This is a genomic window from Paenibacillus shenyangensis (genome assembly GCF_000346635.1).
Lineage (GTDB): Bacteria > Bacillota > Bacilli > Paenibacillales > Paenibacillaceae > Saccharibacillus > Saccharibacillus dauci.
Genome location: NZ_AOIG01000021.1, coordinates 141,430 through 157,145 on the forward strand (window position 1 = coordinate 141,430; position 15,716 = coordinate 157,145).

Here is a 15,716-nt window from a genome sequence, read left to right on the forward strand (position 1 = left end):
TCATATTGAAGGCGGGATAGGAATGTTCAGAAAAGATTACCTCATGGGCATGATCGAGGATATGGCCAGCATGATTTCCAAAGCGTTCGGACTCAAGGAAGAAAAGAAATATACGGAAGCACTGTGGGAAGTTGATGACCTCATGCGCAAAAACTTCCGTTTGAACAGTGAACTGGTAAACCGTATGCCTACAGATGAAGTCATAGATATGTTCCGCGTAGGTCCAACTGTCGAAGTGGATCAGCTGCAAGGATTGGCACGCATGATCGAAGTGGAAGCCGATATTTATGCAGCCGGTGGTCATGATGAAGATGCTGTAGTACGCCGAATCAAATCGCTGCATCTGTTCCTGTACAGTGCGGTGAATGGGGCAGATCGCAGTCTGCTGGATTATCCACAGCATATTGATGGACTGCTCGATCAGCTGGAAGAGTACGTGCTGCCGGCTGCAGTAGAAAAACTGATGCTGGAATATGAAGAGCAGGAAGGCTATTATGATAATGCGGTAGATGCACTTCGTCGCCTGACCGAGCTGGACCCTACTGAGGGACAACAGACCGGCGCAGCCTTTTACGAACGTATGCTAAGCAAAAGCGATGAAGAGCTGCAAGAAGGCGGCATCACCCGGGCCGATATAGAAGCGGCGCATGCCCGGCTGCAAAATTGAAAAGGAAAGAAAGTGATTGTACATCATGGATTCACTCCAGAAACTGATTCATCAGCTGATTGAAGGCGGTGAACTGATCTCGGCGACGCTTAGTCAGCGCCGCAAACGGGACGCCGATGCCTTTAACAAAGTTATTATCAAACCGGTTGAACTCAAGAAGCAGCTGCATTATCAGTTTGCTTATCATTATAATAATAAAGTTACTCATGAGAATGTACCTGCTGCCGAAGCGGAGCGTCCGTTAATGGAGCTATTCGAGCAGTCGATGCGCCAGGGTCTGCTGTGCACCACAGAGGCGGATTATCAGGTATTGATCAGCAAGAAATACAAAGTGTCGATTTTGACCAAGACAGCGACCAAAACAGAAGCCGATCTGAATCATAACCGCAAAAAGCGCTATATTCTGGATGAAGGCGAACCTGTTCCTTTTCTGGTGGAGCTGGGTATCATGAATGCCGATGGCAAAGTGTTTGCCAAAAAGTATGACAAGTTCCGCCAGATCAATCGCTTCCTGGAGATGGTACAGGATATACTGCCATCGCTGCCTGAAGATCGTGAACTGACGATTGTCGATTTTGGCTGCGGTAAATCCTATCTCACCTTTGCTCTTTATCATTATTTGAATATCCAGCAGCGTCGTCCTTTGCGTATTGTTGGTCTGGATCTCAAAGCCGATGTCATTCAGCACTGCAGCCAGCTGGCCGAGAAGCTGAATTATGACAAGCTTCAGTTCCTGGTCGGAGACATTGCAGATTATAACGAGCTGGATCAGGTCGATATGGTCGTTACTTTGCATGCTTGTGATACAGCAACCGATGCTGCTTTGGAAAAGGCAGTACGCTGGGACGCCTCGGTTATCCTGTCTGTTCCATGCTGTCAGCATGAGCTGTTCAGCCAGGTAGAGAATGATGCCCTGAGCCCTCTTTTGTCCCACGGTATACTCAAGGAACGTTTCTCCGCGTTGGCTACTGACGCGATTCGTGCCAAGCTACTCGATCTGATGGGCTACCGTACACAGCTGCTCGAGTTTATCGATATGGAGCATACACCCAAGAATATACTGATCCGCGCGGTCAAAGGTTCTGCCGGTGATACAGCGACGATGTGGCAGGAATACAGCCTATTCCGCAATATGTTGCAAGCTCGTCCGTATCTGGAAAATGCCTGCCGTGACCTGCTTCCGCAGGAGACTACCAGCGAAGCTGTCCTGTAAAATCAATTCAGACGGCTACGTACCAATAAGACTGTATTGTGTACCATATATATACCGCTTAATATTAACATCAACGGACTGTTTGTTTTGGCAGTCCGTTTTTTATATTTTCCAAAGACGTACAGATCACTGCCTGTGTGCATTGTTTATCCTTTTCCCCTGCTGGATAGCGTCCTCGGAATAGATGAGGTTAAAACTAGCCCATGTTCACATCACTGTGCTAAAATATGTAAGGACATCATTACGACACAGCGCTTGAGTCATGTGGGAATACATAAGCCTGATATAGAGACAGGAACACAACCATACTGAAGGAGGACTGGTGGAGATTATTTCCGATATTATTTCACAACTACTGCACTGGGTGGAACAGCTCGGTTATGCAGGTATTATGCTGGGATTGATGATTGAGGTCATTCCGAGCGAGATTGTACTGGCCTACGGCGGATATCTCGTATCCACAGGCAGTATCAATTACTTTGGAGCAGTAGCGTTTGGTACCGTTGGCGGGGTCATCGCCCAGCTGTTCATTTACTGGATCGGACGTTACGGCGGACGCCCTGTACTGGAAAAGTACGGCAAATATATTTTGATCAAAAAAAGCCATATCGACCACGCGGAAGAATGGTTTGATAAATACGGCACAGGTGTTATTTTCACCGCACGTTTTATTCCGGTTGTACGTCATGCCATTTCGATACCGGCAGGCATTACCAAGATGTCCCATGTACGCTTTATTACACTGACTACGCTGGCGGTGATTCCATGGTCTGCCCTGTTTGTTTATCTGGGTATGGTACTGGGCAGCCAGTGGGAGAATATCGATCAGATCGCAAGTAAATATACGACACCGATCCTGATTGTGGCAGTTGTGCTGCTGGCATCCTACTTTTTGGTTAAAAGGAAGATGAAAAAGAAATAAATCATCCGAAAGGCGGCGAATGTAATGAGCAAGCGCAATCTGGCAGACAAATGGGAAGTGGCAATTACTCCGGAGCAGTTTATGGAGGGAATGACACAGAACAAGGAAGCTTTCCATGATGGACATACCTTATTCAATTGGACCGATCTGGAGGATCACGAATTTTTCAAATTGCTCCAGCATCGTGATGACTTGCGCTCCATTATTATAGCGGCTGACTGGTGTGGCGATGTGGTTCGTAATATTCCGGTTGTATTCCGTGCTTTTGAGGAAGCGGCTATTCCAACCCGGGTTCTTATTCTGGAGGAGCATCAGGATGTTATGGACGAATACCTGACGATGGGTGGGCGTTCTGTACCGATAGTTATCATTACGGATACTGGCGGTCATGTGCTGGGACAATGGGGACCGCGTCCACAGCATGTGCAGAAGCTGATGGTGGCTTTCCGTCAGGAGAATCCGGATCGTGAAGCTCCCGACTACAAGGACAAGATGGCAGAGGTACGCAAAGGAATGATGGAGCGCTATGGAGAAGGTTCTGCTTCTCATGCGATGGTGATCCGTGAACTGCGTGAATTATTATCAGGAGTGTGAATAACGTGTTCAAAATAGAGACTTTTTCGCTTGGACCGCTGCAGACTAATGCGTATCTGCTGATCGCAGAAGATAATCAGCATGCGGTAGTGATTGATCCGGGGATGAACCCGGGCTCACTGATTCGGCGTATAGATACATTGAATCTGAAGCTGGAAGCCATTTTGCTAACCCATGCTCATTTTGATCATATGGGCGGGGTACAGGAGATGCGTCAGCATTATTCCTGCCCGGTTTACCTGCATGATTTGGAGGCAGAGTGGATGACCAATCCACGGCTCAACGGTTCGGCGATGTGGCCGGATGTGACTCCGCCAATTACAGCAGAGCCTGCAGAATACGCCTTGGATAAAGGACAAAAACTGGAGCTGATCGGCCATACATTTACCGTGTACCATACACCGGGTCATTCACCGGGCAGTGTCAGCTTCCTGAGTGGAAAAGAACTGTTCTCCGGTGACGTACTGTTCCGCATGGGTGTGGGACGTACCGATCTGACCGGCGGTAGCGAGCGGGCATTGATCGATTCGATCCGTACCGTATTGTACCGTTTTGATGATGAGACGACAGTTTATCCGGGACATGGACCGAGAACAACGATTGGTAACGAGAAAGCAGGCAATCCCTACGTTCCTGCATAATGTAGCAGCATCTGCATGAGCGCTTGCACGGCAGATAGAATTTTGCATCATCGCTTCTGTCTGTAGCGAGGTACTTTTATACAGAAGATGATTTTCTCAAAGACAATTAATTAGACAAGCAGACTGGATCTTTTCCGTCTGCTTGTTTTATTTTGGAAATAAAATGACACCAATCGACCTCTATAGACGTACTTTATAAAATGCATATTTTCACAAGGGTATTAAGATGTAATTTTTGGGATTAAAGTGGACACCACTTACTTATTGTAGTAGGATGTACAAATAAGGAGATAAGCTAGGGGGAGATAGACGATGCTGCATCTGGGAGAAAAAGTCGTAGTGGTCACTGATACCTTTGAGCAAAATCTGCCTGTAGGTGATTATGGATATATAATTGCGTATGACCGTAACCCTGATAATGCCTTCGATTATGTCATTCGTATTCCTAAAGCAAACCGTAATTTCTTTGTACCGGCTGGCGATATTGAGCCGGAGGAGATACTGCTGCAACAGGAAGCAGAACGAATCGGACGCGAGGCGCTAATCGATTATGCTCTGGCGACACACAATGAAAAGTTGTTTTTCCAAGTGATGAATGGTGAGGAACTTCCGGTACCTGAAGAACCTTTAACAGATAAAAGTACACAGGCTGATTTCGTTAAACAAATCAATCTGCGTGCTTGGATTTAAAAGAGTCGGCGCTGCCGGCTCTTTTTTTATTGCTGTCGCTTTAACGGATTGAATTGTAAGGGTATGTACCCTATAATGGAAAAAGTTATTTCCCGCTGGTTTGGCTGTGATGCGGACAAAATTTATAGGTTCTGCATGCTATCCAGTACATCCAGCGAGAGACCGGTACAGGATTGAAGGAGGGTTTATCAATGACAATCAATATTCAGGATGTGGAACATGTAGCCAGACTGGCGCGTCTGGATTTGAATGAAGAAGAGAAGGAACAATTCACTGCGCAGCTGGATGCCATTCTCAAATATGCAGAAAAGCTGAACGAGCTGGATACGGACAATGTCGAGCCTACCACGCATGTGCTGCATGTCAGCAATGTAATGCGCGAAGATAAAGTGCATGAAAGTCTGCCGATTGAAAAAGTACTGCGCAATGCTCCCGATGATGAAGACGGGCAGTTCAAAGTACCGGCTGTTCTGGAATAGACTCCTGCAGCCCGATCCCAAATAAACCGAATTGAAGGAGGACACGAAGTGACTTTATTTGACCTCAGTCTGAACGAAATACATAACCGGCTTCATGCCAGAGATCTGGCAGTAACCGATCTTGTAGCACAGGCTTTTCAGACGATTAACGAACGTGATGACCGTATCCAGGCTTACCTGACGCTGGATGAGGAAGCAGCCAACCGCAAAGCAGCTGCACTGGATGAGAAGATGGCCAGCGGGGAAGCCCGTGGTCTACTGTTTGGCTTGCCGGCAGGGATCAAGGACAATATCGTGACCGAAGGACTGCGCACGACCTGTGCCAGTCAATTTTTGCGTAATTATGATCCGATTTATAATGCTACGGTTATGGAAAAGCTGCAGCTGGCAGATTCCGTTACACTGGGCAAACTGAATATGGACGAATTTGCCATGGGCGGCTCCAATGAAAACTCCAGCTTTATGCCGGTACGCAACCCGTGGAATCTGGATTATGTACCAGGCGGTTCAAGTGGTGGATCTGCAGCAGCAGTTGCAGCCGGCGAAGCATATTTCACCCTTGGCTCCGATACCGGCGGTTCGATCCGTCAGCCCGCTTCCTACTGCGGCGTTGTTGGACTCAAGCCTACTTATGGTCTGGTATCCCGTTTTGGTCTGGTTGCTTTTGCTTCATCTCTTGACCAAATTGGTCCGATTACCAAAAATGTAGAAGACTCCGCTTATGTGCTACAGGCAATTGCCGGATACGACGAGAAAGACTCCACATCAGCCAAAGTGGATATTCCCGATTACATTAGCTCGCTCACAGGTGATATCAAAGGGCTGAAGATTGCCGTTCCTTCCGAATACATTGGTGAAGGTGTCGATGCTGCAGTCAAGGAATCGATCATGAGCGCGCTCAAAGTACTGGAAAGTCTGGGCGCAGAATGGGAAGAAGTTTCTCTTCCGTATACCGAGTATGCAGTAGCTACCTATTATCTGCTTGCTTCTTCCGAGGCTTCTTCCAACCTGGCGCGTTTTGACGGTGTACGCTATGGTGTACGTGCCGAAAATCCGAGCAATCTGCTGGAGCTGTATCATCAGTCCCGCAGTGAAGGATTTGGCCCGGAAGTGAAACGCCGGATTATGCTAGGTACCTATGCACTGAGCTCCGGTTATTATGATGCTTATTATCTCAAAGCCCAAAAAGTACGTACATTGATCAAGCAGGACTTTGACAATGTATTTGCCAAATATGATGTTATTGTTGGACCTACTGCGCCGACAACTGCATTCAAGCTGGGTTCCCAGGTGAATGATCCACTCACCATGTATCTCAATGATATTCTGACCATTCCAGTGAGTCTGGCAGGTGTACCGGCGATTAGCGTTCCTTGCGGATTAGTCTCGGGACTTCCTGTCGGCATGCAGATTATCGGCAAAGCCTTTGATGAACAGACGGTTTTGCGTGTGGCGCATGCATTTGAACAAAATACCGATTTCCATAAGCAGCGTCCACAGCTGTAAAACCATCTGAAGAAGGAGGACGATACCGATGTCTACAGCCAGATACGAAACAGTCGTCGGACTGGAAGTTCACGTTGAACTTCATACCCAATCAAAAATCTTTTGCGGCTGTTCTACCGCTTTTGGAGCACCGCCAAATACGCATACCTGTCCGGTCTGCCTCGGTCACCCGGGTGTACTGCCCGTGCTGAACCGTCAGGCCGTGGAATATGCAATGAAAGCAGCGATGGCGCTGAACTGCCAGGTTGCCGATGTAAGCAAGTTTGACCGCAAAAACTACTTTTATCCCGATTCTCCCAAGGCCTATCAGATTTCCCAGTTTGATCAGCCAATCGGAGAACATGGATGGATCGATATTGAAGTGAATGGACAGACCAAGCGAATCGGCATTACCCGTCTACATCTGGAAGAAGATGCAGGCAAGCTGACCCATACTTCGGGCGGCTATGATTCACTGGTAGACTTTAACCGTGTGGGTACACCATTGATAGAGATCGTCTCCGAACCAGAGATTTCTTCTCCCGAAGAAGCACGTGCCTATCTGGAGAAACTGCGTGCTATTATGCAGTATTGTGATGTATCCGATGTGAAAATGGAAGAAGGATCGTTGCGCTGCGATGCCAACATCAGTCTGCGTCCTGTTGGTCAGGCAGAGCTGGGCACGCGCGCCGAACTGAAAAACATGAACTCTTTCCGCGGTGTACAGCGCGGTCTGGAATATGAAGAGCTGCGTCAGGCGCAGATTCTGGATGATGGGGAAAAAGTCGTTCAGGAGACCCGCCGCTGGGACGAAGCACTGGGCAAAACCATTTCTATGCGCGGCAAGGAAGAATCGCATGATTACCGCTACTTCCCGGACCCTGATCTGGTGACCCTTCATATCGATCAGCAGTGGAAAGACCGTGTGCTTGCGTCGATTCCGGAGCTGCCGGATGCACGTCAGGCACGCTATACTTCCGAGTATGGATTGCCTGCCTACGATGCAGCCGTTATTACTTCTTCCAAACCGCTGGCAGATTTGTTCGAAGAAAGCCTGCAGTATACAGGAGATGCCAAATCGGTTGCCAACTGGATTCAGGGCGAACTGCTCGGTTATCTAAATGCCAACAACCTTGAGTTCTCCGCTGTTCCACTTACCGGACAGGCACTTGGTGAGATGATCGGCCTGATTGAAAAAGGAACGATCAGCAACAAAATTGCCAAAACTGTTTTCAAGGAAATGCTGCAATCCGGCAAGAGCCCACAGCAGGTCGTTGAAGAACAGGGATTGACCCAGATCAGTGACGAAGGTGCGATCAAGACGATTGTGCAAGAAGTCATTGCTGCCAATCCGCAATCGGTTGCCGATTATCAGGCCGGCAAGGACAAAGCCATTGGCTTCCTGGTTGGACAAGTCATGAAACAAAGTAAAGGCAAAGCCAATCCGGGCATGGTTAACCAGCTTTTGGCTGAATTGCTGCCGCGCTAAATACAGCGTATAATTTAACGGGATTCATGATATACAGATTTATGACATACAGATATGTAGAGGACATGCCAATCAGGGCATGTCCTTTTTAAAATAAACACTGTCCATACAGCCTGTTGTCAGGCTGCTGGCCGTTAGAGGAGACGCCGACCATGATACGCCAATGCTCACTGGAAGATGATGATGTAGTAAGACAGATCTGGGCGCTTCAGCATATTGCCTACCGAATGGAAGCACAGCTGATAGGAGTCAAGGAGCTGCCGCCGCTTATGGATACGGTAGAGAGTATTCGCCGCTGCGAAGAGACGTTTTATGGGTACTTTAATGAAGAGGAAGAAATTCAGGGCGTTGTCGCCATCGAGCAGGAAGAGCCGGATACACTGACAGTCTCACGCATGATGGTGCATCCGGCGGCTTCCAGACAGGGAATCGCCAGCCAGCTGTTATCCTATGTATTTGAAGAGTATCCGGATGTACCGTTATACATTGTGTCTACAGGTACCAAGAATGAACCGGCAGTTGGTTTATACCGCAAGCATGGCTTTGAGCCGATCGAAGCTTTTGAAGTGGCTCCTGGTGTGGAACTGACTACTTTTCATCGTCATAATCCTAACATCACGAATGAATAGGAGGTGTAATTATAAATATGAGTAGTCCCTGGCTCATTGATAATATGCATATTTTATTCCGCCTGCTGGCTGCGATGCTGATGGGTGGGTTGATTGGATGGGAACGGGAACGTTCAAGTCATGCTGCGGGTTTGCGTACGCATATTCTGGTGTGTGTTGGTTCAGCGCTGATCATGATGCTGTCCGTGTACGGCTTTGCGGATTTTATACATGAGACCAATGTGCGTATTGATCCGGCACGTTTGGCGACAGCCGTTATTTCCGGAATCGGTTTTCTTGGAGCAGGTACCATTCTTTTTACTGGCAAGGCCATTACCGGACTGACCACAGCTGCCTCTCTCTGGGTAGTAGCAGCGATCGGTCTGGCTATCGGAGCCGGCTTTTATTTTGCAGCTTTTGTATCCACATTGCTGGTAGTACTGAATCTTTGGGTACTGAATATTGTGGAACAGCGCTATATCCGGCGCAGCAAGGCTCATGAGATTACGATCGAAGGTATATCAGGTATACTGACGCTCGATCGGGTATCCCAATTTTTATATAGCGAGAATATTACGATCAAGAGAATTACTTTTATCAAGGAGCGCAGCGGTCATACCTTATCGTCGGATACACTGCTTACCGAGCTGCGTATGAACGTGGAGATCCATCATGCATACAACCCGATGGATATTATCAGCCGTATGCAAAAAATTGATGGAGTGACCGCTGTCTCTATTGAATAGACTCATAAGCAAGTATCTGTGTACAGATAAAAGGCACTACTTTAACACTATCGAAAATATCGGACATACCTATCGTCAGCGGTATGGAAGGAGGAATCAATATGGCGAACTCCCCGTCCAGACTCCCGCTCAAACGCAAATTTATTGCTGTGCTGCTTGCAGCCATTTTACCGGGTTTTGGTCATATTTATCTTGGATTGGCACAAAAAGGCATTCAATTTATCGCTTTGCTGCTGCTGGATATTACAGCACTCTTTTATTTTACCTCCCAGGGCATTCAGATCAATCTGCCATTTCTCGGTCTGCTGGCGCTTCTCGTACCGGTGATTTACTTTTATAACGTATACGATGTACTACAGTCGACCGATTGGATTAATGAGCATATTCGGGCATATATTCCTTTCAAAAAGAAAAATCGGCCTTATGCTGGTTTGCGCGGTATCAGTTTTGGCTTGTTGCTCATTTTGGAAGGAACGATGATTTGTATTCTGCTGCTGCGTCCCTATTGGCTGCGCAATATTGTTAGCTTCTGGGGCGGCTACCTGACAGCATTGGTATGCTTGCTGATCGGGATACTGCTATTAACTTTCCAGGGAATACGCATCTACCGTGCTCTGCATAAAGGATCGCAGGAGAAGACAGGGGGTGCAATCCATGCCCACAAAAATTAGAGTCGGCAGGATCACCGCTTCCTTGCTCTGGCTGGTATTGGGTGTTTTGGTATTTCTGGATCAGTGGACCGGTGGCGGGCAGCTGCTATGGCTGCTAACATGGTGGCCGGTAATACTCGTTGTATGGGGAATCGAATATATTATTTTTTATATCCTGTCACGCCGTCGGTTGTTCAGACTACGGATGGATATCAGAGGCATGTTAATCGCTTTACTGGCAGCAGTGTCCATTTTCCTCGTTACTGAGCAGAATCAGTATTTGTATTTATGGAGCAGGGTCAGTCTTGACCTGACAGCAGCTTCAGCCGAATTCAGTGAAGCATCAGGCACACGTACGGAACTGGATAGCCTGACAGTACCGATTACGGAAGAGACGGATGAACTGAATGTAGAAGGTATTAATGGCGATCTGATTATTCACTCCGGCAGTGTAGACCAGATTCAGATCCGGCCTGTAGTATGGGTCGATGAAGTGGAGCGGGAAGAAGCCAAAAAGATCGCCCTGTCTACCAAAATCAACTTTACTGAAGGGCAGGATATCGATATTCGTCCGGAGACGACCTCTTACGGAGAATCCAGCAATCGTCAGCCGCGGGTCAATATGGAGATTACCGTACCAGCCAGTCGGCATTTTGATATCAATGTCCAGACGACCAACGGCAAAATTACGATGAGCGGTATAGAGGCGCTGCGCAGCATTTCGGTTCGGAGCGGTAATGGGGGTCTTGTGCTTCGTGACCTGCTGGGTGATGTCAAAGCACAGACCACCAACGGTAATATGGAAATCACTTCTATACTGGGCAATGTGAATGCAGAGACCAACCAGGGAACATTCCGTGTTAATGATATTAGTGGAGCTGCCAAACTGTATACACAGGTAGGTGATCTATCACTTACCGGAGGGCTCGGTGATATTGACGTCAATACACGTAATGGTAATATCTTTGTCGACGAAGCCAACTTCGAGACACGAGCAGAGACGCTGAATGGCAATATCGAAGTGCGCTCTGTCAGTATAGGTGGAGACTGGTCCGTATACAGTGCAGTGGGAGTCATTAATTTGTATCTGCCTGCCGCTGGCAATTATGAAATTTCCGGCTCCAATAGCTATGGCACGATCAAGACGGATTTACCTTTGGAAGTGAAAAATAAAGCGGTTAGCGGAACATTTGGTACTGCTGATCATACCATTCGTGTCGATGGCAATGGCGATTTGAATATATTGCACAATACAGACTCGATGATCCAAGACAATGATCAGCAGCGGGTTGTACCTTCTACAGGTCAAAAAGAGCCTTCCGATACTGCAGGAACAAAAACAGATGCTACAGATAAGACAGCAGATCCATCTGCGGCAAAGAAAACAACAGAACCTGTTCCGGAACCCAGTGGTAATTCTTCGACCGATAAATAACGGATACAGTTCATTGTTTACCGCATTGGAAAATAAGATTATGCCTGTTTTAAGGCTGTTTCAGCAGCGTTGACAAGCTTCTTCAGCAACCTTTACAATGTGAAGGGCAATCCTGCAGCAAGAGACAGCTGATAATGATCAGGCAAAATGCAGTTTGCATAGTTCAACAAGGCGGTGGACCAGATGACAACACGTGTTCAACATGCACTCGAACAACTGAAAACCAGTGGCGTACGAATTACACCACAGCGTCATGCCATACTCGCCTATTTGCTGGAGTCCATGGAACATCCGACAGCTGATGAGATCTATCGTTCACTGGAACCGCAGTTTCCCAGCATGAGTGTTGCGACTGTATACAATAATTTGAAAATGTTTATCGAAGCAGGGATGGTTCGTGAGCTTACGTATGGAGATAGCTCCAGCCGCTTTGACGCGAACATTACCGAGCATTATCATATTATCTGTGAGCAATGTGGCAAAATTGAAGATTTTAATTACCCTTCACTTCGCGAAGTAGAGAATCAGGCAGAACAGCATACAGGCTTTCAGATTTCCGGTCACCGGATGGAATTGTATGGAATTTGCACCGATTGCAGAGATTGATAGTAAAGGTTAATTCCAGCAGCACGGGATCAGAATATCCAGTGCTGCTTTTTTATTAGGTTCAAATGACACAACTACATACAGGAGGCTGTATTGAGCAGACAGAAGCGAGCACGAGTGAACAGAAGTCGTAGAGCCAGACGTTGGTGGATGGCAGTATGTATTTTAATCATAATCGCAGCTGCAGCATATATTGCTATTCCCAATCCATTTCATGAAGATCCAGACTGGAAAGGGATCGATAAGCCAATCTTTGTTAAAGGTGAGCTAATGCAGTATCCGGCAAAGGGGACAGGTGATTCCCTGCAAATTCCGCTGCCGGTTCTTCAATCCCAAGTAGATCCGAATATTAGATATGAACAAGCGACCCAATCGATTATTTTGACATCAAGCAACCATATTATGCATCTCAAAGAGGGAAGTACCAAAGCAGAGTTAAATATGAAGCCAGTTCAGCTTCGTTTTGCTCCAGAACAGCAGCAGCAATTAATATACGTCCCACTAGCGCCGCTGAAGCAGATTTACCATATAGATGTACATGAAGATCCGGATACGGGAGCTGTTATCCTGATGAGGGCAGGGGAACAGGTTCAATACGCCAAGGTGTCTGCAGGCGGTAGCGACCAGACTGCAGCACTCCGCAGTGAAGCCAGTATTCACGCACCTATATATAATGATGTAACTGATGGTGCGAATTTGAGAATCTGGCAGACAGGTGATCAATGGCTAAAAGTACAGCTGGATAATGGAATTACCGGTTATATGCAACATCAAGCTATCCAATTAGGCGAGTTGACGACCATACCCGTTCCTGCCATTCCGGATAACCGTGTACAAACCGAATGGAAAGGTAAAAAAGTTAATCTTGCCTGGGAAGCGGTATACGAGAAAAGGCGTGACCCGCATACGATTGGGGAACTACCGGGTATAAATGTACTGAGTCCAACATGGTTCGAGATTGTTGATGACTCCGGTAATGTCAGAAGCAAGGCAGATATGGAGTATGTAAACTGGGCCCATCATCGCGGCATTGAAATATGGGCGCTGCTGAGTAATGGATTTGACGCTGACCGGACGACAGAGGCATTGTCCAGCTATGAGAACCGGCGACGTATCATTACACAGATACTGGAGTACGCTAGAATATATCAATTGGACGGGATTAATATTGACTTTGAGAATGTGCATACTACAGATGGTCCGAATGTGACCCAGTTTATTCGTGAATTGAAGCCGCTGGCATCCGAGTACAGTCTGGTGCTGTCTATGGATGTTACGCCCAAATCCAACAGTGAACTCTGGTCCAAATTCCTGGATCGGCAATCACTCGCGCCTTCGCTCGATTACATGATGGTTATGGCATATGATGAGCACTGGGCATCCAGTCCCAAAGCAGGTTCGGTCGCATCCCTGACCTGGACAGAGAAGGCAATGCAGCGTGTACTGGAAGAAGATGAAGTGCCTGCAGACAAATTGATACTGGGTATTCCTCTATACACCCGTATATGGACAGAGAAATCAGAGAATGGACAAACCAAAGTATCCTCCAAAGCGGTAGGCATGGAAAGTATCGCCAAGCTACTAGCCGACAAAAAACTCAAACCGCGCCTGGATCCTGATACAGGACAGAATTATGTGGAGTACAAGGAAAAGGATGTCACATACAAAATCTGGATAGAAGACGAGTTGTCCCTAACAGCACGAGTAGAGCTTGCCCGTAAGCTCCAGCTGGCAGGAGTAGCTTCGTGGACACGTAGCCTCGGTGATGAACGCGCCTGGAATACATTATCTACATTCAAATAAGCTGATTTTTATAGACACTCTGTACACCTATCAGCTATTAATCTTAAATACGGTTCACCAGATACGTACAGTTATCATTACCGAATAACTGTATACCATCCGATTACATCTTCTGCCTTGTTAAGCACTATGCTTAGCAGGGCTTTTTTTATGAAAATAGGCAAATTCCTCTATTCAGGCAGGAAAGGTATTCCAAAATGTAGAAATTAACCTTTAGCTAGAAAAAGCCAGAAAAAATAAAAGTATATTAATCCCCATACCAACAAGGGAGGATCATGTGGAATTAACCAATCTTTCGTTTCTAAATGAAAGCTTCAATAACCGCAAAGTAGTCGGGGCTGTGGCGTCCAAGAGCAATAGTAAACAGTTCAATGGTTCACTGCTGCATGATTTTGAAGTTTTGATCATCGTTGTTTGTCGTCAAGATATGGAAGAGGAAATTATAGAGCACCGTATGGATATTTCCAATACGCATATTCAGGTCATTTATATAGATCGCGAACTTATGGAGAACTACGCAGTATCGGGCCAGCAGCGCCGTATCGTCGAGCAGTTTATCAAGGGAGAGGTTATCTGGGATACCGATGGAGAAATCCAGCGGCTTAGAAGCCAATTTATCGAGATGGCAGGTCATCTGGCAGAACGGCGCGTGTTCAGGGAGTTCAGTCTGTTTTTGACGCTTTATGTAGAAGCACGCTATCATATGCAGAACGGACAGACTATGGATGCTTATCATTGCATTTTTCAGGCTCTTCAGCATTGGGCCAAGCTTGAATTATGTGAAAGAGGCATCTATCCTGAGTCAGCGATCTGGCAGCAAGTACAAAAGCATAAACTGGATGTCTATAAGCTGTATGAACAGCTTGCATTCAGTATGGAGACAATGGATCAGAGAGTAGAACTTGTTTTGCTGGCTTGTGAGTTTTCCGTAATGTCCAAAATGCAGGAATGCTCTGCGGTACTGTTCCGTGTACTTCGCAGTAGAAGACAACCATGGAGTATTGAAGAGTTAATCCAGCATCCGGAACTCAGTCATGTTGGAAATGCTTTATCCACTGTTGTTCGTAAGCTGGTATACCGTTCTCTAATCAGCGAGACCGTAACCTGGACACCCCAACCAGGCGGGGAAAGGGAAATCCGTTATTGGATCATTTAATATCGGCTTCCCCCTGAAGTAGCTAAACTGCAAGATCTAGTATTCCAGATCTAGCATTACGGCGTAATGAACAATACGGAATAGCGCACAATGAACAATGCTGGAGAGATCAGCAGTACAATCAACCACTTCTTCTAGTTCTTCTAGTTCTTCTATATAAAAGAACATACTTGAAGATATAATCTATCCATAAAAGAATAAGCGGCAAATAATAAGCACTAAACAATAAGCACCAATAGCAGTTTAGATATAATAGTTTTAATACAATTTTTAAAAAATATTGCTCTAGCAACGATGCATAAAGTGATCTTTCTTCACTACCAACCGAGCCATCAAAAATAGGACAGAGCAGTATAGAAAATACAACCAATAAAATGCTAAATAAATAGTTGACGACATTTAGGGAAATATGATAAATTATAAAACGTTCCGCTTCGGAATAAATTACTCATTAATGAGTGATTTCAACATCATATTTTAAGGGTATTGATTCATATCAAAACCTAATAAAAAAAGTGTTGACGAAAATAAA

Annotated in this window: 16 protein-coding genes; all 16 read left to right on the forward strand. The window is 46.4% G+C overall.

Features of this window, described 5'->3' with window-relative positions; all coding sequences use genetic code 11:
• The first annotated feature begins 22 nt into the window (after positions 1–22).
• The 16 genes from H065_RS0117230 (at position 23) to H065_RS0117305 (ending at position 15,184) form a co-directional block, all read left to right on the forward strand.
• On the forward strand, positions 23–667 hold the full coding sequence (locus tag H065_RS0117230; RefSeq protein ID WP_017814327.1) for a DUF6483 family protein: 645 nt from the start codon (positions 23–25) through the stop codon (positions 665–667).
• 25 nt (positions 668–692) lie between these two features.
• The gene (locus H065_RS0117235; protein ID WP_036630256.1) at positions 693–1,880 is read left to right on the forward strand and encodes a class I SAM-dependent methyltransferase; all 1,188 of its coding nucleotides are present in this window, start codon (positions 693–695) and stop codon (positions 1,878–1,880) included.
• A 322-nt stretch (positions 1,881–2,202) separates the two neighbouring features.
• On the forward strand, positions 2,203–2,802 hold the full coding sequence (gene uptA / locus H065_RS0117240) for an undecaprenyl phosphate transporter UptA (RefSeq protein ID WP_017814329.1): 600 nt from the start codon (positions 2,203–2,205) through the stop codon (positions 2,800–2,802).
• A 24-nt stretch (positions 2,803–2,826) separates the two neighbouring features.
• Entirely contained in the window at positions 2,827–3,396 is a 570-nt protein-coding gene (locus H065_RS0117245; RefSeq protein WP_017814330.1) for a thioredoxin family protein, read from the forward strand.
• Between the two features lie 5 nt (positions 3,397–3,401).
• Complete coding sequence (locus H065_RS0117250) at positions 3,402–4,037, forward strand: MBL fold metallo-hydrolase (RefSeq protein ID WP_017814331.1); 636 nt, start codon at positions 3,402–3,404, stop codon at positions 4,035–4,037.
• A 312-nt stretch (positions 4,038–4,349) separates the two neighbouring features.
• On the forward strand, positions 4,350–4,727 hold the full coding sequence (locus H065_RS0117255; RefSeq protein ID WP_017814332.1) for a hypothetical protein: 378 nt from the start codon (positions 4,350–4,352) through the stop codon (positions 4,725–4,727).
• 191 nt (positions 4,728–4,918) lie between these two features.
• On the forward strand, positions 4,919–5,206 hold the full coding sequence (gene gatC, locus H065_RS0117260; protein WP_017814333.1) for an Asp-tRNA(Asn)/Glu-tRNA(Gln) amidotransferase subunit GatC: 288 nt from the start codon (positions 4,919–4,921) through the stop codon (positions 5,204–5,206).
• Positions 5,207–5,254: 48 nt separating this feature from the next.
• Positions 5,255–6,712 (forward strand): Asp-tRNA(Asn)/Glu-tRNA(Gln) amidotransferase subunit GatA, encoded by a 1,458-nt coding sequence (gene gatA / locus H065_RS0117265; RefSeq protein ID WP_017814334.1) that lies wholly within the window; start codon positions 5,255–5,257, stop codon positions 6,710–6,712.
• A gap of 28 nt (positions 6,713–6,740) precedes the next feature.
• Complete coding sequence (gene gatB / locus H065_RS0117270) at positions 6,741–8,180, forward strand: Asp-tRNA(Asn)/Glu-tRNA(Gln) amidotransferase subunit GatB (protein ID WP_017814335.1); 1,440 nt, start codon at positions 6,741–6,743, stop codon at positions 8,178–8,180.
• A gap of 152 nt (positions 8,181–8,332) precedes the next feature.
• A complete protein-coding gene (locus H065_RS0117275) occupies positions 8,333–8,809 on the forward strand; it encodes a GNAT family N-acetyltransferase (RefSeq protein WP_017814336.1) in 477 nt (158 codons plus the stop codon).
• A 17-nt stretch (positions 8,810–8,826) separates the two neighbouring features.
• Positions 8,827–9,534, forward strand: a complete 708-nt coding sequence (locus H065_RS0117280) for an MgtC/SapB family protein (protein ID WP_017814337.1) — start codon at positions 8,827–8,829, stop codon at positions 9,532–9,534.
• A 101-nt stretch (positions 9,535–9,635) separates the two neighbouring features.
• Positions 9,636–10,205 (forward strand): hypothetical protein, encoded by a 570-nt coding sequence (locus tag H065_RS26220; protein ID WP_017814338.1) that lies wholly within the window; start codon positions 9,636–9,638, stop codon positions 10,203–10,205.
• Positions 10,189–11,619 (forward strand): DUF4097 family beta strand repeat-containing protein, encoded by a 1,431-nt coding sequence (locus H065_RS26225; RefSeq protein WP_017814339.1) that lies wholly within the window; start codon positions 10,189–10,191, stop codon positions 11,617–11,619. Before H065_RS26220 ends, H065_RS26225 begins: the two co-directional genes overlap by 17 nt.
• A gap of 183 nt (positions 11,620–11,802) precedes the next feature.
• The gene (locus tag H065_RS0117295) at positions 11,803–12,225 is read left to right on the forward strand and encodes a Fur family transcriptional regulator (RefSeq protein WP_017814340.1); all 423 of its coding nucleotides are present in this window, start codon (positions 11,803–11,805) and stop codon (positions 12,223–12,225) included.
• A gap of 150 nt (positions 12,226–12,375) precedes the next feature.
• Positions 12,376–14,028 (forward strand): glycosyl hydrolase family 18 protein, encoded by a 1,653-nt coding sequence (locus tag H065_RS0117300; protein ID WP_017814341.1) that lies wholly within the window; start codon positions 12,376–12,378, stop codon positions 14,026–14,028.
• Between the two features lie 277 nt (positions 14,029–14,305).
• Positions 14,306–15,184, forward strand: coding sequence for a nucleotidyltransferase-like protein (locus H065_RS0117305; RefSeq protein ID WP_017814342.1), 879 nt, complete (start codon positions 14,306–14,308; stop codon positions 15,182–15,184).
• Positions 15,185–15,716 lie beyond the last annotated feature (532 nt).